General features: G+C 69.3%; 21 protein-coding genes. 8 read left to right on the top strand and 13 right to left on the bottom strand.

The genetic code is table 11. From position 1 onward, the window contains the following. Positions 1-139: 139 nt before the first annotated feature. The 5 genes from rpsN to AB5L97_RS17090 all read right to left on the bottom strand — a co-directional run bounded on the left by rpsN (position 140) and on the right by AB5L97_RS17090 (position 1,935). A complete protein-coding gene (rpsN, locus tag AB5L97_RS17070; protein WP_369045556.1) occupies positions 140-445 on the bottom strand; it encodes a 30S ribosomal protein S14 in 306 nt (101 codons plus the stop codon). Positions 446-449: 4 nt separating this feature from the next. Further along, positions 450-620 carry a 50S ribosomal protein L33 gene (rpmG, locus tag AB5L97_RS17075; RefSeq protein ID WP_307955999.1) on the bottom strand — a complete coding sequence of 57 codons (171 nt, stop codon included), beginning with the start codon at positions 618-620 and terminating at the stop codon, positions 450-452. Continuing rightward, positions 620-856 carry a 50S ribosomal protein L28 gene (rpmB, locus tag AB5L97_RS17080; protein WP_307956000.1) on the bottom strand — a complete coding sequence of 79 codons (237 nt, stop codon included), beginning with the start codon at positions 854-856 and terminating at the stop codon, positions 620-622. Before rpmB ends, rpmG begins: the two co-directional genes overlap by 1 nt. A gap of 232 nt (positions 857-1,088) precedes the next feature. Then, positions 1,089-1,577 carry an SRPBCC family protein gene (locus AB5L97_RS17085; protein WP_369045557.1) on the bottom strand — a complete coding sequence of 163 codons (489 nt, stop codon included), beginning with the start codon at positions 1,575-1,577 and terminating at the stop codon, positions 1,089-1,091. After that, positions 1,570-1,935 carry an ArsR/SmtB family transcription factor gene (locus AB5L97_RS17090; RefSeq protein WP_369045558.1) on the bottom strand — a complete coding sequence of 122 codons (366 nt, stop codon included), beginning with the start codon at positions 1,933-1,935 and terminating at the stop codon, positions 1,570-1,572. The genes AB5L97_RS17085 and AB5L97_RS17090 overlap by 8 nt, the downstream gene beginning before the upstream one ends. A gap of 179 nt (positions 1,936-2,114) precedes the next feature. Here AB5L97_RS17090 and AB5L97_RS17095 point away from each other — a divergent pair, with 179 nt between their 5' ends. Then, on the top strand, positions 2,115-2,759 hold the full coding sequence (locus tag AB5L97_RS17095; protein WP_369045559.1) for an NADPH-dependent F420 reductase: 645 nt from the start codon (positions 2,115-2,117) through the stop codon (positions 2,757-2,759). Between the two features lie 106 nt (positions 2,760-2,865). On the opposite strand, the gene AB5L97_RS17100 is transcribed toward AB5L97_RS17095, so the two are convergent. Beyond that, positions 2,866-3,357 carry an SRPBCC family protein gene (locus AB5L97_RS17100; RefSeq protein WP_369045560.1) on the bottom strand — a complete coding sequence of 164 codons (492 nt, stop codon included), beginning with the start codon at positions 3,355-3,357 and terminating at the stop codon, positions 2,866-2,868. Between the two features lie 118 nt (positions 3,358-3,475). On the opposite strand from AB5L97_RS17100, the gene AB5L97_RS17105 reads away from it, so the two are divergent. Together AB5L97_RS17105 and AB5L97_RS17110 are read left to right on the top strand one after the other, a co-directional pair. Continuing rightward, on the top strand, positions 3,476-4,216 hold the full coding sequence (locus AB5L97_RS17105) for an alpha/beta fold hydrolase (protein WP_369045561.1): 741 nt from the start codon (positions 3,476-3,478) through the stop codon (positions 4,214-4,216). 91 nt (positions 4,217-4,307) lie between these two features. Next, complete coding sequence (locus AB5L97_RS17110; RefSeq protein WP_369045562.1) at positions 4,308-6,356, top strand: acyl-CoA dehydrogenase family protein; 2,049 nt, start codon at positions 4,308-4,310, stop codon at positions 6,354-6,356. 159 nt (positions 6,357-6,515) lie between these two features. On the opposite strand, the gene AB5L97_RS17115 is transcribed toward AB5L97_RS17110, so the two are convergent. Beyond that, positions 6,516-8,012 (bottom strand): amino acid permease, encoded by a 1,497-nt coding sequence (locus tag AB5L97_RS17115; protein WP_369045563.1) that lies wholly within the window; start codon positions 8,010-8,012, stop codon positions 6,516-6,518. A 584-nt stretch (positions 8,013-8,596) separates the two neighbouring features. Further along, a complete protein-coding gene (gene glgX, locus AB5L97_RS17120; protein WP_369045564.1) occupies positions 8,597-10,756 on the bottom strand; it encodes a glycogen debranching protein GlgX in 2,160 nt (719 codons plus the stop codon). 179 nt (positions 10,757-10,935) lie between these two features. On the opposite strand from glgX, the gene AB5L97_RS17125 reads away from it, so the two are divergent. After that, on the top strand, positions 10,936-11,172 hold the full coding sequence (locus AB5L97_RS17125) for a three-helix bundle dimerization domain-containing protein (RefSeq protein ID WP_369045565.1): 237 nt from the start codon (positions 10,936-10,938) through the stop codon (positions 11,170-11,172). A gap of 31 nt (positions 11,173-11,203) precedes the next feature. On the opposite strand, the gene AB5L97_RS17130 is transcribed toward AB5L97_RS17125, so the two are convergent. The 5 genes from AB5L97_RS17130 to AB5L97_RS17150 all read right to left on the bottom strand — a co-directional run bounded on the left by AB5L97_RS17130 (position 11,204) and on the right by AB5L97_RS17150 (position 17,281). Beyond that, on the bottom strand, positions 11,204-11,908 hold the full coding sequence (locus AB5L97_RS17130; protein ID WP_369045566.1) for a cache domain-containing protein: 705 nt from the start codon (positions 11,906-11,908) through the stop codon (positions 11,204-11,206). 15 nt (positions 11,909-11,923) lie between these two features. Then, on the bottom strand, positions 11,924-12,694 hold the full coding sequence (locus AB5L97_RS17135; protein ID WP_369045567.1) for a FadR/GntR family transcriptional regulator: 771 nt from the start codon (positions 12,692-12,694) through the stop codon (positions 11,924-11,926). A gap of 174 nt (positions 12,695-12,868) precedes the next feature. Next, positions 12,869-14,134, bottom strand: a complete 1,266-nt coding sequence (locus AB5L97_RS17140) for an amidohydrolase (RefSeq protein WP_369045568.1) — start codon at positions 14,132-14,134, stop codon at positions 12,869-12,871. A gap of 57 nt (positions 14,135-14,191) precedes the next feature. Then, positions 14,192-15,709, bottom strand: a complete 1,518-nt coding sequence (locus tag AB5L97_RS17145; protein ID WP_369045569.1) for an MFS transporter — start codon at positions 15,707-15,709, stop codon at positions 14,192-14,194. Between the two features lie 150 nt (positions 15,710-15,859). Beyond that, positions 15,860-17,281, bottom strand: coding sequence for a helix-turn-helix domain-containing protein (locus AB5L97_RS17150; protein WP_369045571.1), 1,422 nt, complete (start codon positions 17,279-17,281; stop codon positions 15,860-15,862). 144 nt (positions 17,282-17,425) lie between these two features. Here AB5L97_RS17150 and AB5L97_RS17155 point away from each other — a divergent pair, with 144 nt between their 5' ends. From AB5L97_RS17155 to AB5L97_RS17170, 4 genes are all read left to right on the top strand, one after another. Then, positions 17,426-18,889 (top strand): aminotransferase class III-fold pyridoxal phosphate-dependent enzyme, encoded by a 1,464-nt coding sequence (locus AB5L97_RS17155; protein ID WP_369045573.1) that lies wholly within the window; start codon positions 17,426-17,428, stop codon positions 18,887-18,889. A gap of 149 nt (positions 18,890-19,038) precedes the next feature. Then, positions 19,039-20,274, top strand: coding sequence for a CaiB/BaiF CoA transferase family protein (locus AB5L97_RS17160; RefSeq protein WP_369045574.1), 1,236 nt, complete (start codon positions 19,039-19,041; stop codon positions 20,272-20,274). Positions 20,275-20,432: 158 nt separating this feature from the next. Next, a complete protein-coding gene (locus AB5L97_RS17165; protein WP_423246862.1) occupies positions 20,433-21,692 on the top strand; it encodes an acyl-CoA dehydrogenase family protein in 1,260 nt (419 codons plus the stop codon). Further along, complete coding sequence (locus tag AB5L97_RS17170; RefSeq protein WP_369045576.1) at positions 21,689-23,311, top strand: aldehyde dehydrogenase family protein; 1,623 nt, start codon at positions 21,689-21,691, stop codon at positions 23,309-23,311. Before AB5L97_RS17165 ends, AB5L97_RS17170 begins: the two co-directional genes overlap by 4 nt. Positions 23,312-23,314: the final 3 nt, after the last annotated feature.

The following is a 23,314-nucleotide window of genomic DNA, read 5'->3' on the forward strand; positions in this document are numbered from 1 at the left end:
GGCCCCATCGCATCACCTCCAGCGGAATTGCGCCAGCATCGGGCCGGCGCATGCGTGAGACTCTGCTCAACCACCGCAGACGCCAAAGGGGCGGCACCCGTGGTGGGTGCCGCCCCTTTGGACGGTGGTCAGCTGAGGCTTACCAGGACGACTTGGTGACGCCCGGAAGCTCACCCTTGTGCGCCATGTCGCGGAAGCGGACGCGGGAGATGCCGAACTTCTGGAACGTGCCGCGCGGGCGCCCGTCGATCTGGTCGCGGTTGCGAAGGCGGACCGGCGAAGCATTGCGGGGCAGCTTCTGCAGGCCGAGGCGTGCGGCCTCGCGTGCCTCGTCCGTCGCGTTCTCGTCGACGAGGGTCTTCTTCAGCTCGGCGCGCTTCGCGGCGTAGTGCTCAACGATGGCCTTGCGCTGCTCGTTGCGGGCAATCTTGGACTTCTTGGCCATGTGTTTAGCGCTCCTCTCGGAAGTCGACGTGCTTGCGGACGACCGGATCGTACTTCTTCATGACAAGACGATCGGGGTCGTTACGGCGGTTCTTGCGGGTCACGTAGGTGTAGCCCGTACCAGCCGTGGACTTGAGCTTGATGATCGGACGTACGTCCTTGTCCTTCTTGGCCATCAGAGCTTCACACCCTTCGCAAGCAGCTCGGCTACCACGGAGTCGATGCCGCGGACGTCAATGGTCTTGATGCCGCGGGCCGAAACGGTCAGGGTGACGTTGCGGCGCAGGGACGGGACCCAGTAGCGCTTCTTCTGGATGTTCGGATCGAACCGACGCTTGGTGCGGCGGTGCGAGTGGGAAATGCTGTGACCGAACGAGGGCGATGCCCCGGTCACCTGGCAATGTGCTGCCATGTTTCGCTCCTCCAAGGTGTAGTCAAACAGTTGCAGTAAAAATGGCGGTCCGCAGATGCGTCCCGCCACCTCGATGCACCGTTCGTTCTGCAGCTTTCCGGAGGGTGACCAGGCGGGGTGAGAACCAGCCGAAGTTCCTCGCCGCGGGCAATACGGTGACTTCAGTGCCGAGAGTGGACTCCACTGCATACGACAGCCTTAAATACTAGGCGCCGCGCGCAGGAGCCGCAAATCAGCGGGCCTCGCGACCCAGAACCTCGCGACCCAAGACTTCCTTGAGCCGCGGGACAATCCTACCGCCCCAGCCGCCGCCCATGATCCGGCGTGCCATCTGGTCACCGGAGTGACCCGCGCGGTAGCCGGCCTGGACCACGGTAAGGCGAGTGCCGCCGTCGTGCGCCTCGAGCCGGAAGGTGACCGTCGTCGCCATGTCGTTTTCCTCCGACTCGTCCGCCCACGAGATGACGAGCAGCTCGGGTTCGCGGAGCTCGAGGACCTCGCACGCGATGACCCCGGAGAAGCGCGTCGCGGGAATGGGCTCGGTGCGGAAGTGGAAGCGGTGGCCGACCACGGGCGCGAAGTCGTTGGGCATGAGCCACTCCGCGAGGAGCTCCGGCGTGGTGAGGGCGCGCCAGACGGCGGCGGGCGGTTCGGCAAGGAAGTCCGCTACGCGTACTTCGGTGGGGTTCTCGGCGCTTGCGGCGTCAGTCGTGTCAGTCATAGTCCTTGTCCTTGTCCTTGTCCTTGTCCTTGTCCTTCTGCAGGAGAGCTGCAAGGCGCGGGACCCGTCCACGCCAGAACTGCTCGTAGGGTTCGAGCCACACGCGCAGGAGCCGGAGCGGTTCGGGGGTGAGGGAGTAGTAGCGATGGCGGCCGGCCTGCCGCTCGTCCACGAGTCCGACGCCGCGCAGCACCTTGAGGTGTTCGGCGACGCTCGGGCGGGCCATCTCGTAGCGGTCCGCGAGCGCTTGCGCGGTCTGCGCACCGTCGAGGAGCGCGGCGAGGAGATCCCTGCGCACGGGGTGCGCGAGCGCCGCGAACACATGGTCCGTGGGGGTCTCCTTGCTCTGGCGGGGCATGAGTCGACATTACGTAGGAAAAAACCTACACGTCAAGTTCTTGCGCCCGGCCATCGACGCGGGGAATAGATCGGCTCCCCGCTTAGTTGTAACTTCAAGTAAAGGCCGAGAAGGCCAGCCCGACGACGAAAGCCCGAGCAGTGAGCTTCCTGTCCCGCCTCTTTGGAAAGAAGAACCACATGAGCGACATCACTATCATCGGCACCGGCAACATGGCCCGCGGTCTCGCGTCCCGCGCCGTGGCCGCCGGCAAGAGCGTGCAGCTCCTGGCCCACGAGGACAAGGCCAAGGCAGAGGCGATCGCTTCCGAGCTCGGCGGCACGTTCACCACCGGCGTGGTCGGCGACCCGATCGACGGCTCCATCGTGATCCCGGCCATCTACTTCGACGCCTCCAAGACCATCGCGACCCAGTACGGCGATTCGCTCGCGGGCAAGGTCTACGTGGACATCACGAACCCCGTCGACTTCTCGACCTTCGACGGTCTGGCCGTCCCTGCCGGCACCTCCGCCGCCGAGGAACTCCAGAAGGTCACCCCGGCCAAGGTCGTCAAGGCGTTCAACACGACGTTCGGCGGCACGCTCGTCTCCGGCGCCGTCTCCGGGCAGCAGCTCGACGTCCTCATCGCCGGCGACGACGAGACTGCCGTCAAGGCCGTCTCCGACTTCGCCTCCGCCGCGAGCCTCAACCCGGTCGAGGTCGGCCCGCTGCGTCGCGCCCAGCAGCTCGAGCAGACCGGTTTCCTGAACATCTTGCTCTCCGCCAACGAGGCGCTCCCCGCCTACCAGTGGAACTCGGCCCTGAAGTTCCTCCCGGCCGTCTGAGCCTCCCCGCACCACGCCAGGCCCGGCAGGCGGCCGGCCAGATCTGATCTGGCCGGCCGCCTTTCGCGTGTCCTGCCGTCTGCCCCTCCTGCTGTCTTACTGCTGTCTACGCTTCCTGTTCCGCGAGCGCCGCCAGCCGATCCACGGATGCCTGGAGCTTGTCGGCCGTCGTCGCGCGGGCGCGCGGGAGACGCTGCGGGTCCTCCAGCCGGGTCCAGTCGTAGGTGTGGCGCACGAGCGTCTGCGCCTCGCCGCGCGGCTCGAGCTCCCATCGCCACAGCTGGCCGATCGGGGACCTGCCCCCCTCCGCAGGCATCCATGCGATGCGGCGGCCCTCCTCGAATTCGACCACGTGGTTCTCACGGACCGCGTCCTTCGTGAGGGTCATGGTGAAGACATCGCCCACCGCGGTGACGCGCTGGCCGGTCGGTGCCTCGCGAAGGTTCTCGTTGCCGTCCCAGCGGGGTTGGGCCGCAGGGTCAGCGATGAGCTCGAAGATGGCAGCAGCGGGCGCGTTGACCACGCGCTCGTAGGCCACGACACGGGATTCAGTGGATTCGGATTCGGATTCGGATTCGGATTCGGGGGAATCTGTCATGGCGCCAGTCAAGCAGTCCACGCGGAATCCGGAAAGCGAGCACAGGCGCGGGACCGGCGTCGTGCGCCGCAGAGTCGGACGCTGGTCGGTGATTCGCTGCGGTGGCTATCGTTGGCGCATGACCGCCGCCGCGCCGTTCGTCCTCCTGCACGGCTGGGCGTGCCCGACCGCGACCTGGAGGGCTGTGGCGGAGCGACTCACCGCGGCGGGGCACGACGTAGTGGTCCCCGAGCTCCTCGGATACGGATCTGACCCGTCGCGTCTTCTGGAGCGAGCCTGGACCCTCGAGGCCGCCGCGCACGACGTCGCACGCGTTCTCGAGCGTGCCGGCTCACCCGCCGTCTTGGCCGGCCATTCTCTGGGCGGGTCCGTGGCGGCGACCGTTGCCGCGCTCCGACCCGAGCTCGTGACCGCCGTGGCGTTCGTCGGGATGGTTCCCGTACCCCCGGGCGCCGCGACGGCCGAGCGCCTCTCGAGAATGTTCCTGGGGTCCGAGGGCCCACCCTCACGCGAGGCGATCGAGGCGTGCCTGGCGGCCTGGTACGGCACAGTCCCGGAGGATCCAGGGCTCGCCGCCGAGCTCAAGACGGCCTTCGGCGTGCCCGGACCCGTGCTGCGCGGCTCCCTACGGGCTGCGCTCGGCGGGGTGCAGCCCGGGGTGACCGAGACGCTCACCGGGCCAGTCGCCGTCGTGCTGGGAGCGAATGACTGCACGCGCCCGCCCGAGGACGTCGAACGCCTCCTCGCGGCCCACCCGGACTGGTCGCTGACGACGGTCCCGGACGCCGGCCACATGGTGCAGTGGGAGGCCCCGGACGCGTGCGCGTCTGCGCTCGCGTCGCTCGCCGAGGGACTTTAGGCCTACCCGCCAGTAGGTACTCGGAGTACCATGAAAAAAGAGCTCAAGGGTCACCAGCCCGCGGCGGCCCCGGGACGCGAAGGGAACCGCCATGACCACGGATATCGGCCCGGCCGCCGCCTCGGCCCCGTCTACCACCGCTGGACCTCTCACGAACGATCCTTCACCCGCCGGACCTCTCCCCGCCGAGCCAGCCCGCAAACCGTCTGGCCCGGAGGAGTCCCGCGCCGTCATGGAGGCCAGCCGCCAGACGGAATGGGAGCGGCCGAGCTTCGCCAAGGCCCTCTACCTCGGGGACTTCCAGTGGGACCTCATCCACCCGGTCCCCGAGTCCTCGGCGGGGGACGTCGAGCGTGGCGATGCCTTCCTCCGCAGCCTTGAGGAGCTCGCCCGGACGATGGACGGCTCACGCATCGAGGCCGAGGACCGGATTCCCGACGAGTACCTCCGCTCGCTCGCCGACATCGGCGCGTTCGGGATGAAGATCCCCGTGGAGTACGGCGGGCTCGGGCTCCCGCTCGCGTACTATGGGCGCGCCCTCATGCTCCTGGGGTCGGTGCACCCGTCCATCGGTGCGCTGCTCTCGGCGCACCAGTCGATCGGCGTGCCGGAGCCGGTGAAGATGTTCGGCTCGGCCGAGCAGAAGCAGGAATTCCTCCCCCGGTGTGCCGCGGGCGCCGTCACCGCGTTCCTCCTCACGGAGCCAGACGTGGGCTCGGACCCCGCGCGTCTCACGACGACCGCGCAGCTGTCCGCGGACGGTCAGAGCTACACCCTCAACGGGTCGAAGCTGTGGACCACGAACGGGGTCATCGCGGAGCTCGTGGTCATCATGGCCAAGGTGCTCCCGCATGAGGCCGCCGGCGCGGCACCAGACACCGTTCCTGCCGGCAAGGGCGGCATCACGGCGTTCGTCGTCGAGATGGACTCTCCCGGAATCACCGTCGAGAACCGCAACTCCTTCATGGGGCTCAAGGGCCTCGAAAACGGCGTCACGAGGTTCGACGGCGTGCGGGTGCCGGCCGCGAACCGCGTGGGCCGCGAGGGACAGGGGCTCAAGATCGCGCTCACGACCCTCAACACAGGCCGCCTCTCGATCCCCGCGCTGTGCGCAGGCGGCGGGAAGTGGTCCCTCAAGATCGCCCGCGAGTGGTCCGCCGCGCGCGTCCAATGGGGGCAGCCGATCGGCGAGCACGAGGCCGTTGCCAGCAAGATCGCGTTCATCGCCGCAACCTCCTTCGCCCTCGAGGCGGTCTTCGAGGTGTACGCCGCGACCGCCGAGGCAGGCATGAAGGACGTGCGCATCGAGGCGGCGCTTGCGAAGCTCTGGACCTCTGAGATGTCCTACACCATCGCGGACGAGCTCCTGCAGATCCGTGGCGGCCGCGGCTATGAGACGGCCGAGTCGCTGCGTGCCCGCGGCGAGCGCGCGGTCCCGGCCGAGCAGCTCGTGCGGGACTTGCGCATCAACCGGATCTTCGAGGGGTCCACGGAGATCATGCGGCTGCTCATCGCCCGCGAGGCGGTGGACGCCCATCTGGCGGCCGCCGGGGACCTCGCGCGCGCGGACGCGACGTTCGCCGAGAAGGCCCGCGCCGCGAAGGACGCCTCGGGCTTCTACGCCAAGTGGCTGCCCAAGCTCCTCGCCGGCGAGGGCAACGACCCGCGTGCCTATCGGGAGTTCGGCGCGCTCGGGAAGCACTTGCGCTACATCGAGCGTGCCTCGCGCCGGCTCGCGCGGCACACCTTCGCCGGCATGGGCCGCTGGCAGACCGCCCTCGAGCGCCGGCAGGTTTTCCTGGGGCGCATCGTCGACATCGGCGCAGAGCTCTTCGCGATGGCGGCCGCGTGCAGCTGGTCCGAGCACCTGCGGATCGTCGGCGCCGATGGTGCCGACACGGCCCGCGACCTCGCGGAGGCGTTCTGCGAGCAGTCGCGCCGCCGCGTCGAGGCGCTCTTCAACGCGCTGTGGGACAACACGGACGACGCCGACCGGCACCTCGCGCGCCGCGTCCTCGCCGGGGAATTCACTTGGCTCGAGGCCGGGGTGCTCGATCCTTCCGAGGGGACCGGCCCGTGGATCGCCCCCCGCCCCGAGGGGCACAGCACGAAGGCGGACCTGCGCCGCCGCATCCGGTGAGGCAGCGCGCAATCCGCAAACCCGGCCCCAGCGCCGCCGGGGAGCGGTTCGGCTGCGGATCGCGATCTCGCCAACCGCCCCGCTCCTCGTCAACGCGCGAAGGGCGGCGGCATCCCGATGGGGGTGCCGCCGCCCTTGGTTCACATGCTCAGCGAAGCGTCAGGCGACGTGCTCCACGGAAGGCGACAGCTCGGCGTCGTCCGCCGAGCTCGCGACGGAGGCGGTCCGATCTGCCCTGCCGCCACGCTCGGCACGACGCCGAACGAACGGGTACACGACGAGGAGCAGGGCGAGCGCACCGAGGCTGAGCCAGACCTGCGGGGCGGCCTCCGGGTCGAAGGCCATGACAATCACGATGAGCCCCACGGCGGCGAGGACCACGGCGTTGAGCCAGGGGTGCAGCCACATCTTGAGCTTGAGGCCCGCCCGCTCGTCGGCGCTCATGCGGTTGCGCAGACGCCACTGGGTCACGGCCACGAACGCGTAGACGAAGAGCGCGACGCAGCCCGCGGAGTTCATGATGAAGTCGAAGACGTCCTTCGGGGCCACGTAATTCGCGCCGATGGCCGCGTAGCCCACGACGGTCGACAGCAGGATCGCCTTCCACGGCACCCCCGCGCGGTTGCGGTCCTCGACCCATCGCGGCGCGTAGCCGTGCTTCGAGAGCGCGAACAGCATGCGCGAGCCGGAGTACAGGCCGGAGTTGAGCACCGAGAGCGCGGCGGTGAGCACGACGGCGTTCATCACCTGCTCGGCGCCGGGGAGCCCGAAGCGGCCGAAGGCGAAGGCGAAGGGGCTCACCTTGGCCGGGAGCTCGTCCCACGGGACCACCATGAGCAGGATGGCGACCGAGCCGACATAGAAGAGCAGGATGCGCCAGACCACTGTGTTGGTGGCCTTCGCGACGCCCTTGGCCGGCTGGTCGGACTCGGCCGCGGCCATCGTGACGATCTCCGTGCCGAAGTAGCTGAAGATCACGACGGCGACGCCGTTGAGCACCGCGGTCCAGCCGAAGGGCATGAACCCGTGGTCCGTGATGTTCGAGAGGGATCCCGTTGAGCCGGGGATGATGCCGAGGACGTAGAGGGTGCCGACGCCGAGGAACACGACGATGGTGGTGACCTTGATGGACGCGAGCCAGAACTCAGTCTCGCCGAACGAGCGCAGGGACATGAGGTTCGTGAAGGTGAAGACCAGCATGCCCGCGAGCGCGAACGTCCAGTCGGGGACGCTCGGGAACCACTCGTGGAAGATCCGGCCGACGACGACGGCCTCGAAGGCCACGACGCCGACCCAGAAGTACCAGTAGAGCCAGCCGATCGTGAACCCGGCCCAGTTGCCGAGGCCGTCCCGGGCGTACTCCATGAAGGAGCCCACGACGGGGCGGTTTGTGGACATCTCGCCGAGCATCCGCATGACGAGCACCACGAGGGCGCCGCCGATCGCGTACGAGAGGAGCGCGGCGGGGCCCACTGTGCGGATCACCGAGCCTGAGCCCACGAAGAGGCTCGCTCCGATGATGCCGCCGAGGGCGATCATGGTCAGGTGCCGCGGCCTGAGCCTCGCGCGGGTCTCGGACTCCGCTGTCCGGCTCGCGAGGGTATCGGCGGCTGAATCATCTCGGTGGGGCGCAGCCAGGTTGTCAGGTGCCTGCATGCGGATCTCCGTTCCATACGGGGCGATCGACGTGGTGCCGATCACAGTGCCCCGTCAGGATGCGCGATCCTGGTCGCATGGCGCGATGGACGAACCGTACCGGCTTGGGATCACTGCCTGTGCGGTTCATCCTCTTGCCCTGCCCTGCACGCCGATCGATGTGCGGCATGGAATGAAGCAATCCTCTGTGGCTGCCCAATGTAAATCCTGTGTCTTCATATCTAAACCTGGATAGCTACGGGTCACGCGAGTCATCTTCGGCCCAGCCACCTATGAGAGCCGCCCGGACAGACCCGGCCGTCGGGAGACGCGACGTCATGGAGTGGCGCAGTCAGTCAGGGTCTTGCGCTGAGAAATCATCCATGTTTATATTTTTTGCATTCGGCGACAGCGTGGCCGCCCGAGGACCCCGACGGCCCTGCCGAAGACCGGCGCGCGCTGTTCGCGGCGTTCGTCGCCCAGGCCCGTGCGGCTGCCGGTGCCCGCACGCTGGTGAGGGAACCCGCGCACCGCTGAGGCGAGCCGGGCACGTCAGCCAGGGGCCGTCGTCGTGCGTGTCAGGACGCGCGACGGCGGCCCCTTTGTCAACTGGTCGCCGGCTCCGCTATGGACCGGAGGACCCAGGCGGTGCGTCCGGGCACGCTGTATGAGCTGCCGGCCAGAATCCGCGTCGGTACCGGGCCGTCCCAGCTTGTCAGGACGACCTCCCACTCTGCCGGGAAGTACTCATTCGGGGCCCGGTGGAGTACGGACCGGGAGGATGCGTTGAGCACGACGAGGAAGTCGTTCTCGGGTTCGTTCGGGCGGGTCCGCACGGCCTTCCCGCTCAGGTAGCAGGCCAAGGACTTGCTCCAGGACTCGCCCCACTCGTTCTCTGTCCGCGGCGTTCCGTCCGCGTTGAGCCACAGGATGTCAGGGAGCCGAATGCCCTCTGCCGGGGCCACGGGCCTTCCGTCGAAGAAGGTTCGCCGCCGGAACACGGGGTAGTCGTGGCGAAGCCGAACGAGCTTCGAGGTGAACGCGATGAGGTCTTCGTCGGCCGAGGCCCAGTCAATCCAGGAGATCGGGTTGTCCTGGCAGTAGGCATTGTTGTTGCCTTCCTGGGTATGGCCTAGTTCGTCTCCGTGGCGCAGCATGGGGACTCCCTGGGCCAGGACGCAGCTGATCATCAGGTTGCGCGTCTGGCGTGCGCGGAGCGCGGTGATCTCGGGGTCCTGGGTGGGTCCCTCAATACCGCAGTTCCAGGAATGGTTATCGGACTCGCCGTCGCTGTCCCCCTGCCCGTTCGCCGCGTTGTGCTTGCTGTTGTAGGAGACGAGGTCCCGCAACGTGAAGCCGTCGTGGGCCGTCACGAAGTTCACGGACGCGCTGGGTTGCCGGCCGTCGTCCTGGTAGAGGTCTGCGGAGCCTGTCAAGCGCTTGGCGAGCTCGGCCACGACCCCCGGCTTGCCCCGCCAGAAGTCTCGGACGACGTCGCGGAACCTGCCGTTCCACTCAACCCATCGGGGAGGAAAGTTGCCGAGCTGGTAGCCGTCGGGGCCGAGGTCCCATGGTTCGGCGATCAGCTTGATCCCTTCGAGCACCGGGTCGGAGTCCATCAGTTCGAGAAGGGTGGACAGCATATCGACCCGCTCGGACGCGCGGGCCAGCGCCGGGGCGAGGTCGAATCGGAAGCCGTCCACGTGCATTTCCTGCACCCAATAGCGGAGCGAGTCCATCACCATGCGCAGGACCGTCGGAGACCCCACGTTGAGGGTGTTGTGGGTCCCCGTGTAGTCCTCGTAGTTGGCCTCATCGCCCGGGACGAGATGGTAGTAGGCCGCGTTGTCGATCCCGCGGAAGCACAGATTGGGGCCGTCGGCTCCGCCTTCGCCGGAGTGGTTGTAGACCACGTCGAGGAACACCTCGATGCCGGCCTCGTGGAGGGTCTTGACCATGTCCTTGAACTCCGCGACCTGTCCGCCACATGGTGCTGCCCGGCGTTCGGGGCCGCGTCCGGTGGCCGGGGAAGGGTCTCTGCCGGCACATGCGGCCGCATACGCGTTGTGGGGCGCGAAGTACGCGATGGGGTTGTAGCCCCAGTAGTTCGACCTGCCGTCGCGAGGCTCGTCGTTGACGAACTGCTGGACGGGCAGGAGTTCCACAGCCGTCACGCCGATCCGCTTGAGGTGTGCCACGACCGACGGATGGGCAAGCCCGGCATAGGTTCCGCGGTGCTGGACGGGGACGTCCGGATGCAGCTTCGTCAGGCCCTTGACGTGGGCCTCGTAGATCACCGTCCTGTTGAACGGGGTCCTGGGGCGAGTCTCCTTTCCCCAGTCGTAGGCGGTGTCGACGACGACGGACACGAACGTCTTGTCCCGGTTGTCCGCGCGGTCCGGCTTGGACGGGTCGGTGAGGTCGAAGGCATACATCTCGGGCCCCCAGCGGAGCCGGCCGTCGATAGCCTTGGCGTAAGGGTCCAGCAGGAGCTTGTGGGGATTATGGCGCAGGCCCCTGTTCGGGTCCCAGGGTCCATCGACGCGGTAACCGTACCGCTGACCCGCGCGGACCCCTGGCACACGCACGGTCCAGAGCCCGCGGTCCGCCGACATCGGGTACCGGGTCTCGGCCCCGGACTCGTCCAACAGGCACAGATCGACCGCGTCCGCTGTCGTGGAGAGAAGCGCGAAGTCCGCGCCGCTCTCGGTCAACGTCGCTCCAAGGGCGGCAGCATGGCCGGGAGCCTCCGCCAGCGCTTCCACGGGGCCACCGTACATGATGAACGTGAACCGTCGGAGTCCGCGCGGATGATGCCCGACACGGTGTGCCGTGGCAGTCATCGAGGCGCTGGCCCCACCCGAACAGTCGCCGATGCTGGGGACTGCCTTCGACGCCGCGGGATAGCTTGACGCTGGTTGAGGCCCCCGCTCAAACTGGCGTGGTGAGCGAAACTGAGACCGATAAGGACGCGATTGTCAGCGCCGTTGCAGGGCGCCTTTCGGCCCGATTTCCGACGGTGCCGCGACCACGTCTCGAAGGCATCGTAGGGGAGGAGTACGATGCCCTGGCTGAGGGTCGGATCACGACCTACATTCCCACCCTGATCGAACACGGCGCCAGGACTCGGCTTCGTCAGGAATCCAGCGTGAAAGCATCCGGTCGCCCGTTCCAGACGTGAACCTGGGCTGCCCCCCGCGATGAGCACGGGGTCAGCGCGGCGTCAGCACCGTGTATCCAAGCCCTGGGACGTCAAGCGGGATGAGGACCGAGTCGCTCGGCTCGCTACGCACGCGCTCGCCGACCAGGTAGCGGCCCGAGTTGCCGATCACCACCCTGCCCGAGGCATTCAGGAGCGCCGCATCGCCGGGAATCGATCGAAGAGCCGGCATGATGGCGGCCTCGAGGTCGCGGATGCGCATGTCGTAGCCGGCCACGGCGGCGAGGCGATCGGCGACGGCGAACGGTGCCGTGTGCGTGAGGATGTACTCGTCCGAGCCGAGATAGTCCACATACGGCCCCCAGATGGTCTGCTGTCCGGTGGCGAGCGCGGTCGTGAAGAAGGGCAGCTTCTCGTAGTCGTAGTAGCGCGGGCCACCCGGCGTGAGGTCGAGGATGAGCTTCGTGGGGCGGGCGTCCGGCTGCGCCACCCACCATTCGAGGACGCGCGCGCCGTCAGACACGATCTCCGGCGAGAAGATCGCCCCGGCGCCGATGGCCAAGGGATGGGCGTCGAGGAACTCGGCGGAGAGTCCTTCGAGGCCCGCGAGGTCCCCGGGCCGGACGTTCGTGCGGGCGCCCAAGCGGGCAGCGAGATCCGCGGCGACGTCGCGGGCGAGCCGGCCCACGTCCTCGCCAGTCCGCTGGAACCACTTGGCGATCCTGGCAACACCCTCGTGGCCCACGTCAACAGTCATGCGTTCTTCGGTCCTTTACTCGTCAAGGTCGTCGCTGGGCATGGCCGCGCTGTACTCGAGCGCAAGCTTGGTGTCGATGAGATGGTGGACGGCGCGCCGGACGTGGAGACGCATGAGCCGCTGCGCGTCGTCGGGCCTGTCTTCGGAGACGGCACGCACGAGCGCGAGGTGCTCCGCGGCGGCCTGCTCCGAGTCGAATCCATGGGCCAGCGGCGCCCAGAGGAGCTGGACGGACTCGGCCTGGAGCCGGATCTCCGCCGAGGTCAGCCGCGGCGACTGGGCGGTCACGGCGAGCTCGATATGGAAGCGGCTGTCGGCCTGTGCGCGCCCCTCCGGCGTGTCGGTGAAGACGAGCGCACGGCCCAGCTCGAGCAGCCGCTCTACCTCGTGCGGCTCGGCGCGCTCGCAGGCCAGGCGTACGGTCTCAGCGGCGACGGCTACGTGCTCGTCCCCGAAGTCCCTGATGTCGGCGATCGAGACGCTGGCGAGATGCACGCGCATCTCGTCGGGCGACGTCGTGGGCTGCTTGACGATGAAGGTGCCGCCATTGCGGCCACGCCGGGTCTCGACGATCCCCTGATCGCGCAGCTCGGCGAGCGCATCGCGCAGCGTCGCGGCGGCGACGCCGAACTTCTCGGACAGATCGGCCTCGGTGGGCAGACGCTCGCCGACCCTCAGCATGCCGAGCGTGATCGCCTTGGAGATGCGGTCGACGATCGAGTCGGCGCGCTCCATCTCCGGCAGGGGCCGGTAGATCTGGGACTGGAAGGCGATCGAGGGGGCCACGGTCCTGCTTCTGTCGGGGCGCCCGCACTTTGCGGTGGCGCCAGGGAGATAAATCCTCTAAACCTAGATTTTTACGCATCTGGGCTCTAGATTCAAGGTACGAGCTACGCGCGGCGGGCCCGCACCGGGAAGGTGCGGGCCCGCCGTCGTGCGTGAGATCTACCTGCCGGCGAGTCAGTCCTTCCCGAGCCACGCCGACGCGGCGACCACGAGGGCAGCTGTGCCGGTGGTGAGGGTGGGCTGGATGACGGGCGCGAACATCGGTGAGTGGTTCGCGGGGATCGAGCTGACAGCGCCTGCGGCATCGGCGGCCGCGTAGGCCTGAGGGTCGATGCCCCCAACACCCCAGTAGGTGTACGGCGTGCCGAACGCGGTGGGCACGTCGCTGAAGTCCTCGCTCGCGGTCTGCCGTCCATAGTCCTGCACGGTCTCCGCGGGGAAGTACTCCTCGAACGCCGCCGTGACCTTCGCGGTGACGTCGGCGTTGTTGTCGGTGAGCGGGTAGCTGTTGTAGATCTCGAAATCCGGCTCTTTGGGCGAGCCCGACGCCGCGGACTCGGCCTTCGCGACGCGCTCGATCGCAGCGAGGAGCTGGTCGCGGATGGCCTTGCTGTACGTCCGGATGTTGAGCTCGAGCACGGCGTGGTCGTCGATGATGTTGCTCTTGGCGCCGACGGCGATCTTCCCCACCGTGAGCACGGCGAACTCCCCGGGCTGGACCTCGCGGGCCACGACACTCTGGAGCCGCACCACCACCATCGAAGCGAGCACCGCCGGATCGATCGAGAGGTGCGGCATCGAGCCGTGGCTGCCGCGCCCGTGGAGCGTGACGCGGACGCTGTCCGCCATCGAGAGGAACGGGCCTGTGTGGGGCCCGATCGTCCCGGCGGGGTGGACGAGGACGTGCTGGGCGAGCGCGACGTCGGGCTTCGGCACAAGCCCCGTGAGACCGCCCTCAACCATCGTCTTCGCGCCGTCGCCGAGCTCCTCCGCGGGCTGGAATAGTGTGATCAGGGTCCCGGCCCACGCGTCGCGCTGTTCGGCGAACAGCTTGGCCGCGCCGAGCAGGCTGCTCATGTGGAAGTCGTGGCCGCACGCATGCATGACGGGCGTCTGGCCGCCGGAAGCATCGATGGCGACGGCGGCGCTCGCGTAGTCGAGGCCGGTCGCCTCCTTGACTGGCAGGGCATCTATGTCGGCACGGAGCAGCACCGTAGGTCCATCGCCGTTGGCGAGGACTCCCACGACGCCGGTGCCGCCGACCTTCGTGTGGACCTCGAGCCCGAAGCCCGTGAGCTGGTCCGCGATGATGCCTGCGGTGCGCTCCTCGTGGTGGCTCAGCTCAGGATTTCTGTGGAAGTCCTTGTACAGGTCTTCCTGCCAGCCGGTGATCGCGCCCTGGCCTGCGAGGATCTGGCCTGCGGATTCGGTGGATGCCATGGTGTTCCTCTTCCTGCCGTCTGCTCCTGCTGATCCCTGTGGTTCTTCCCGCGAAGCCTACTTCGCTGCCTCCACCGACTCCTTGCCCTTCGGCACGGCGACCACGATCGAGACAATCGCGATGATGACCATCACGAGATTGAACGCGAGCGCGACGACGGCGGCCTGCCGGATCGCCGTGTTGTCGGTGCGGCCCTGGTTGATAAGCACGTCGCCGACGAACTGGGCCCCGGAGCTGCTGAAGGCCGTGAAGAGTGCCAGGGAGATCGCGGCACCGATCGCGCTGCCGAGCGAGGAGGCCATCTTGTAGATGCCCGCTCCCGCGCCTGCCTGATCCGCGGGGAGATTGGCGAGGGCGGCGTCCGTGGACGGCGTCGCGTAGAAGGCGAGGCCGAGGCCGAAGAGCGCGTAGGCTGCGACGGCGAGCCAGCGGTACTCCGTCAGCAGGAGGTTGGTGGGCATCAGGAGGAGCGTCGCGACGCCCACGATGGCGGAGCCCCAGATCATCGGCTGCCGGGGCCCGAACCGCTGGAGGAGCTTCTCACCCAGCCGGATGAACGCGATGATCGCGACGGCGTAGCCGATCGTCAGGAGGCCCGCGTCCGAGGCCTTCATCCCGCCGCCGATCTGGAGGAGCTGCTGGGTCACGATGAGAAGGCCGATCGTGCCGTTGAGCAGGAAGTTGGAGATCGTGGCACCGGTGAAGGTGCGGTTCCGGAACAGTGCGAAGTCGATGAACGGCTTGTTGGCCCGGCGCTCTATCCGCACGAGGGTATAGAGGCCCACGACGGCGACGATGACCAGCACGATGGTGATCGGCGACCCCCACCCGATCTTCGAGCCGAAGATCAGCACGATCATGAGCGCGAGCATCGAGACCATGAAGACGCCGATGCCAGGGACGTCCAGTGTGAACCGGCCCGTCTGGGCGACCTTGCTCTCGGGGGTCCCCCACATCAGCAGGATCGAGATGACCGAGATGACGATGGAGGCGACGAAGATCCACCGCCAGTTCACCAGCGTTGACATGTAGCCGCCGAAGATCGCGGCCAGCCCCGAACCGCCCCACGAGCCGATCGACCACATCGACACGGCGCGTTGCCGTCCCGGCCCGTCCCAGTACGTCTTCACGAGGGCCATGGTCGCCGGCATGATGCACGCCGCCGAGAGGCCCTGGATGGCGCGGCCTCCGAGCATGAGCGGCAGCGCCACCGGGCCGGTCGCGAAGACGATGAGGAGCGAGCCGAGGATTCCGAGCGCGTTCCCGGTCAGTGCGATCTTGACGCGGCCGATCCTGTCGGCCAGACCTCCCGCGACCACGATGAACATGCCGGAGAACAGCGCGGTGATCGACACGGCGAGGTTCATGGCATCGACGGCGACCAACGGGTTGGCCCACGTCTTCTTGACGGGATCCGCGTACGCTCCGTTGATGTCCAGAAGGATGTTCGGGGCGACGGTTCCCATCGTGCCCGCGAACAGCCAGAACGTGATGACGCCGAGCACGATCCCCAGCAGCAGCTTGTCGTTGCCCTGGAACCTGGTCTGGGCGGGTAGGGGGGCGATGCTTGCCATGACAACTCCTCGCTGTGAGCAGCTACAGATCAATAGTTGATTCTTCAACTATGCTCTTCGGAAGCGGCGTCCACGACGGTGTTGCCGTCCCATGCCAAGTCTGGTCCGTCACACAGGTGTCCACAACGGGCCGTTCGACCCCCGCCGCCATCACACCCGGAGCGCGAGCCAGAGGTGCGCGGCGACGTCGGGATCGTCGAGGTCGACGCCGAGCAGCTCCGCAGCGCGGGCGATCCGGTGCCGCACGGAGTTGCGGTGCACGCCCAGGTCGCGGGCCGTCGCCTCCCATTGGCCGCGGTTCGCTAGATACGCGCGGACCGTCGCCAGAAGTTCGCCGCCCGCGTCAGCGAGCACCTTGGCCCACTCGTCAGCCGGAAGCTCGAGTCCGTGCCCCACCCGGACCACGCGACCCGCTGGAGCCTGCCCGGCGGCGTCGGCCACTTGGCCGACCATCTCACGGACACGGCGAAGCGGCACTGGGCCGCCCCAGGCGCCGCGCGAACCGGGCGCGAGGCGCGGCCGGGCAGCGTCGGTGGGCAGCAGCACGTAGAGGAGGCCACCCAGCTCGAAGGCGAGCGCGTCCGCCTCGATGGCCGACTCGCCGCGCTTCGGACCGGCATCCAGGACCGCGAGGTACACGGATTCCGGGAGGACGCAGTCCATCTGCCGGGCGAGGAGGCGGGCCGCGTCGTCGTGCCCGGCAAGCACCAGCGCAACCAGCATCCCGTCACTGCGGGCACGCTCCTCCTCGGCACGACGCAGCCCGGCGGCGCGATGGGCGAGCAGGGTCGAGGCCGTGAGGAACAGGTGCCGCTCTGCCGGTGCGAGCTGACCGCCGCGGCCCAGGGCCAAGTAGGCGGTGGCCCTCCCGCCGTCCGTGACCGGATAGAGGGCCGCGGGGCCACAGGAGAGCTGCAGGGTCGCCGTGGCGCCGCGGCCAGCCCCGCGAAGGGCCGTTGCCTCGCGGCGCAGCTCGTCGAGGAGACCCGCCGGCGCGTCCTCGGGCCCCCCGCGCCCCGAGCACGACGCCGGGGCGTCACCGTCGGGGAGGTAGGCCACCCAGGTGCCAAGCGCGTGGGCGAGCTCGCGCACGATGGCGGGCTCGGCGTCGCCCTTCGAAGCGGCACGGGTGAGCGCGACCTGGAGGCCGAGCAGCGCCGTGAGCTCGGCCTCTCCCCCGCGCCGCACGATCTCCCAGTACGCACGGGACACCGCGAGGAACGGCGACTCGCGAGGCACGGTCAGGAGCGGCAGCCCGGCCTCGATGCACGCGGCCCGGAGCTCGTCCGGGACCATGGCGTGGCCCGATCCGAGGCCGAGGCCGAGCGCCGCGACGCGTCCCTTGACGAGCCTCGCGACGTAGGCACGCGCGGCCTCTTCGCGTTCTGGGCCGTCTCCTCCCGAGAGCTGCATCCCGACCGTCAGGAGGAGCTCCCCGCCGTCCAGGAACACGGTGGGATCCTCGAGCTCGGAGACGTGGACACCCGTGAGCTCGACCCGTGGCAGCGGCACGGGCCAGTACGGGACAAGGTCGCCGCGCGCGGCGTCGGCGAGCTGGGCGAGGGTGATCATTCACAGATCGTAGTGGATGGAATGCCTCCTGCAAGGCTCACAAAGGATGAATCATCCAACGACTCGGGCTGCGGCTGTCCCTACTGTGGTCTCAACCACACGCTCAGCCTCGACCACACCGTTTTCAACCACGGGGGAGAACCCATGACCGCCACGACCGATACCGCCGTCGTCGCACCTGCCGACGTCCCGCAGCGCGCGCGCCGCCTCGCGACCGCCCTGCCCGGACCCCGATCCCGCGAGCTTGAGGCCGAGCGCCGCCGCCACGTCACCGAGGGCTTCGGCGTGACGCTGCCGGTGTTCATCGACCGCGCCGAGGGCTCGCTGCTCGTCGACGTCGACGGGAATCGCATCATCGACTTCGCCTCCGGCATCGCTGTGACAAGCGTGGGCGCCGCGAACCCACGGGTGGCGGAGCGCGCCGCCGCGCAGCTGTCCCGGTTCACGCACACGTGCTTCATGGTCACCGAGTACTCCTCGTTCACCGAGGTCTGCGCATGGCTCAACGAGCACACGCCGGGCAGCTTCGAGAAGCGCACCGCCCTCTTCTCGACGGGCGCGGAGGCCGTCGAGAACGCGATCAAGATCGCCCGCTCGGCGACCCGGCGGCCCAACGTCCTCGTCTTCGACGAGGCCTACCACGGCCGTACCCAGCTCACGATGGCCATGACGGCCAAGGAGAACCCGTACAGCCTGAACTTCGGCCCGCTCCCGGGCTCGGTCTTCCGAGGCCCGACGGCGCCCGCGCATCTCGTGCCTTCGGGTGATTCAGGGGCGTTCGTCGCCGAGGCCCTCGCCGGCGTCGAGTCCGTCCTGGCAGGGGCGGGCGCCGAGACATTCGCGGCGATGGTCATCGAGCCGATCCAGGGCGAGGGCGGCTTCATCGTCCCCGCGGCCGGCTTCCTCGCCGGGCTCCGAGAGATTGCGACGCAGCACGGGATCGTCCTCGTGATCGACGAGATCCAGGCCGGGATGGGCCGGACGGGAGCCCTCTTCGCGTCCGAGCACGAAGGCATCGCCGGGGACATCACCCTCTCCGCGAAGGCCCTCGGGGCCGGGCTTCCGCTCTCAGCCGTGACGGGCCGCGCTGAGCTCATGAACGCCGTCCACCCTGGCGGCCTCGGCGGCACCTACGCGGGCAATCCCGTTGCGTGCGAGGCCGCGCTCGCCGTCTTCGAACTCCTCGAGGACGGCTCGCTCCTCGCCGGCGCGCGGTGCATCGAGGCGGCCGTGAGGGAACACGTCGAGCCGATGCTGGCCCATGGCGCGCACGACGGCGCGGGGCTCGCGTCCGGGCAGGCCTCACCTGCTGGGATCGTGGGGGTCTTCGCCGAGAGCCCCGCCTCCACTGGCACCGCCCGCGCCGGCGTCGTCTCCGTGCGCGGACGGGGCGCCATGATGGCCATCGAGTTCGCGGACGCCTCAGGCCCGCGCGCCGATGTCGCGAAGGCTGCGGCGGCCGCCGCGAACGCCGCCGGCGTCCTGACGCTCACCTGCGGCACGCACGGCAACGTCATCCGGCTCCTGCCGCCACTCGGCATCGAAGCCGAGGTACTGGAGGAAGGGCTCGACGTGCTCGAGGCGGCCATCCGCGGGGCCCTCTCGTGAACGCAGGGCCGGGCAACCCGCCCACGGGCAGCAGCCCGAATCACGCGGCGAACCTGTCGGCGGAAGGCGACCACGCGCCGTCGTACGCCGCCGGCTCCTCCGACAGCACCCCCGCTCTTGGACAGAACCACCGTCTCCCGCGGGGGGCAATGGCCAAAACGGAGGGTACTTCCGCGGCCCCCGCGGGGACCTCGCCGCTGGACGCCGGTACTTCCGCGGCCCCCGCGGGGACCTCGCCGCTGGCGGGCATCCTCGTTGCGGACTTCTCGCGGGTGCTCGCGGGGCCGCTGGCCACGATGACGCTCGCGGACCTCGGAGCGCGCGTGGTGAAGGTCGAACGGCCAGGGGCCGGCGACGACACGCGGCACTGGGGACCTCCGTTCTCGGCGACGGGCGCAACGTACTTCGAGAGTGTGAACCGCAACAAGGAGTCCGTTGAGCTGGACCTCTCGGACCCCCAGGACCTTGAGCTAGCGCGGGAGCTCGCGCTGCGGGCCGACGTGCTCGTGGAGAACTTCAAGCCCGGGGGCCTCGAGAAGCTCGGACTCGGGTACGAGTCGCTCGTGGAGGAGAACCCGGGGCTCGTGTACGCGTCCATCTCGGGGTTCGGGTCCGTGGGCGGCCGCGATCTGCCCGGGTACGACTTCATCGTCCAGGCCCTCGGCGGCCTCATGTCCATCACCGGTGCGCCGGACGGCGAGCCGGGCGCCGGCCCGATGAAGGCGGGCGTCGCGCTCGTCGACGTCCTGACCGCGAAGGACGCCACGGTCGGCATCCTCGCGGCCCTGACCGAGCGGGCCCGGACCGGGCGCGGTCGCCGGGTCGAGGTGAACTTGCTGTCCTCGTTGCAGGGGGCGCTGGCGAACCAGGGGCAGGCGTACCTCGGCGCCGGGGTGGTGCCGGGCCGGATGGGCAACGACCACCCGTCGATCGTCCCGTACCAGCTGCTCGCCACCGGGGACGCGCCGCTCGCCGTCGCTGCCGGGAACGATGGGCAGTTCGCGCGACTGTGCGAGGCGATCGGCTTTCCGGAACTCGCCTCGGACCCACGCTTCGCGACGAACAAGGCGCGGGTCGCACACCGGGCGGAACTCGTGCCGCTGCTCGAGGCCGGGCTCTCCACCGCCTCGGCGGAGGTGTGGCAGGACAAGCTCACCCCCCTCGGCGTCCCGTGCGGGCGTGTGGCCGGGATCGGGGAGGGACTCGACTATGCCGAATCCCTCGGGCTCGAGCCAACGATCTCCGTGCACGACCGGTCGGGAACCTTCACGGGACGGCAGATCCGCCATCCGATCACCTGGACGCCCCCGTTGCCGCCTCGCACCCAAGCTTCACCCGCACTGGGAGCCGACACGGCCGACGTCGTGCGCTGGCTCCGCGCCTAGCCGCACGTTCCGCTTCACCCGCCCCTCCCCCGTTGTGGGGTCTCTGGCGGCGCGATGCGGGGTCTCTGGTCTCGGCCAGAGACCCCACAACCGCCCGCCAGAGACCCCACAACCAGAAAGGAAACCCACCTATGACTGCCACCGCTAGCCTTGCGGGCATGGACACCGACGCTGTTGCCTCCGACTCTGCCTCCGACTTTGCCTCCGAGACTGCCCCATCCTCTGGGCGGCTCCCCGACCCCGCGGACCTCATCTCGTTCGACTCACTCCTCAGCACCGAGGAGCTCGCCCTGCGAGACCGTGTCCGGGCGTTCGTGAAAGCCGAGATCAAGCCGAACATCGCCCGCTGGTACGAGGAGGCGACGTTCCCGCTGGAGATCGTGCCCGAGATGGCCAGGCTCGGCCTGCTCGGCATGCACCTGCACGGCTACGGCTGCGCCGGCCGCTCCGCAGTGGAGTACGGCCTGGCCGGAGCCGAGCTCGAGGCCGGCGATTCCGGTCTGCGCACGTTCGTCTCCGTCCAGGGCTCCCTCGCCATGTCCGCGATCCACAAGCACGGCTCCGAGGCCCAGAAGCAGGAATGGCTCCCGCAGATGGCCGCGGGCGAGGCGATCGGCTGCTTCGGCCTCACCGAGCCCACCGCCGGCTCTGACCCCGCCTCGATGACCACCCGCGCCCGACGCGACGGCGACTCCCCCACCGCGGACTGGATTCTCACCGGCGCAAAGCGCTGGATCGGCCTCGCGAACGTGGCCAAGGTCGCCGTCATCTGGGCCCAGACGGGAGAGCCCGGCGACGCCCGCGGCATCCGCGGCTTCGTCGTCCCGACCGCCACGCCCGGCTACACGGCCACCCCGATCGAGCCCAAGCTCTCGATGCGCGCCTCGATCCAGTGCGAGATCGACCTCGACGAGGTCCGCCTCCCCCACGACGCGATCCTGCCGGGCGCCGTCGGCCTCAAGGGCCCCTTCTCGTGCCTGAACGAGGCCCGCTACGGCATCATCTGGGGCGCCATGGGCGCCGCGCGCGACGCCTTCGAGGACGCCCTGGAGTACTCTAAGGAGCGCCTCCAGTTCGGCAAGCCGCTCGCCGGCTACCAGCTCACCCAGGCCAAGCTCGTCGACATGGCCCTGGAGATCAACAAGGGCTTCCTCCTGGCCCTGCACCTGGGCCGCCTCAAGGACGCCGGCAAGCTCCAGCACCACCAGATCTCCGTGGGCAAGCTCAACAACTGCCGCGAGGCCATCGCCATCGCCCGCGAGGCCCGCACCATCCTGGGCGGCAACGGCATCACCCTCGACCACTCCCCTCTCCGCCACGCCAGCAACCTCGAGTCCGTGCGCACCTATGAGGGCACCGACGAGGTCCACACCCTCATCCTCGGCCAGCAGCTCACCGGAGAGGCGGCGTTCCGGTGAGCGCGGGTACCGTCACCGAGCACGACGACGCTCTGGTCGCCCCGCTCGGCGGTGTCACCTCGGCCGCTGGCGCTCCCGTCCCGCTGCGTCTCCTCATCGGCGGCGAGTGGCTGATGGGCGACGGCGCGCCGCTCGCCTCGCGCAACCCGGCGCGCCCCGACGAGGTGGTGGCGGAGGGCACCCAGGCCGTCGTGGCGGACGTCGACCGCGCCATGCGTGCTGCCCGCGCCGCAGCCCGCGAGTGGGCCCGGACCCCGATCCACGAGCGGGGCGCCGTCCTGGCCCGCGCGGCCGCGGCCCTCGAGGCGCGCGCGGGGCAGCTCGGCCTGGAACTGGCCCGCGAGGAGGGCAAGACCCTCGCCGAGGGCACGGGCGAGGTAATGCGCGCGGCGCAGATCCTGCGCTACTACGCCGCCGAGGGCGATCGTTCCGCCGGGGAGCACTTCGCGTCCCCGCGCCGCGGCGAGCGGATCCTCGTGACGCGCAAGCCGCTCGGCGTCGTCGGCATTGTCACGCCGTTCAACTTCCCCATCGCGATCCCGGCGTGGAAGATCGCGCCGGCACTCGTGTACGGGAATGCGGTGGTATGGAAGCCGGCCTCGACCGTCCCGCTGCTCGCGATGCGCCTCGCGGAGGCGCTCGCGGACGCATTGGCAGAGGCCGGGCTGCCCGCCGGAGTGCTCAACCTGATCATCGGACCCGGGGCCCTCGGCACAGAGCTCGTGCGGCATCCGGATCTCGACGGGCTTTCGTTCACCGGCTCGACCGGCGTGGGCCGGATGCTCGCGGGCGAGGCGGCCTTGCGCGGCGTCCCGTTCCAAGGCGAGATGGGCGGGAAGAACGCCGCGATCGTGCTCGCCGACGCCGATCTCGACCTCGCCGCCGAGCAGGTCCTCTTCGGGGCCTTCCGCTCGACCGGGCAGAAATGCACCGCGACGTCCCGGCTCATCGTGGTCGAGGAGATCGCGGACGCGTTCCTCGCGAAGCTCGCCGCGCGGCTCGACGCCTGGCGTGTCGGCAATCCGAGCGACCCGGCCGTGCATATGGGTCCGCTCGTCACCGCAGCGGCCGCGGCGGGCGTGCGTGACGCGGTCGCCACGGCCGAGCGCGAGGGCGCACGTGTCGCGTACCGGGGTCGGGCTCCGGAAGCAGCGATGCACGCCGGCGGGGCCGCACCTTCCGCGTTCGTCCCGGCGACGATCCTCGAGATCCCGGGCGAGGCAGCGGGAGTCGGCCACGCGGCGTCGTCGGCTGACTCCGCCGACTCGGCCGGCGCCCCCGATACAGCCGCCGCGCCAGCCAACATCGCCTGGCGCGAGGAGCTGTTCGGCCCAGTGCTCGCGGTGCGGCGCGCCGCGTCGACCGAGGAGGCATTTGCCCTCGCGGAGGACTCCGAGTTCGGCCTGACGGCAGCACTGTTCACCCGCGACATCGCCACTGCGCTCGACGCTGTGGACACGCTCGACGTCGGCATCCTCCACGTCAACTCCGAGTCGGCCGGCGCGGACCCGCACGTCCCGTTCGGCGGCGCGAAGAAGTCGGGCTACGGGCCCAAGGAGCAGGGCGGGGCAGCGAAGGAGTTCTTCACCCACACGACGACGGTGTACCTGAGAGGCTGAGCG

This window comes from Sinomonas sp. P10A9, assembly GCF_041022165.1.
In the GTDB taxonomy this organism is placed as follows: Bacteria; Actinomycetota; Actinomycetes; order Actinomycetales; family Micrococcaceae; genus Sinomonas; species Sinomonas puerhi.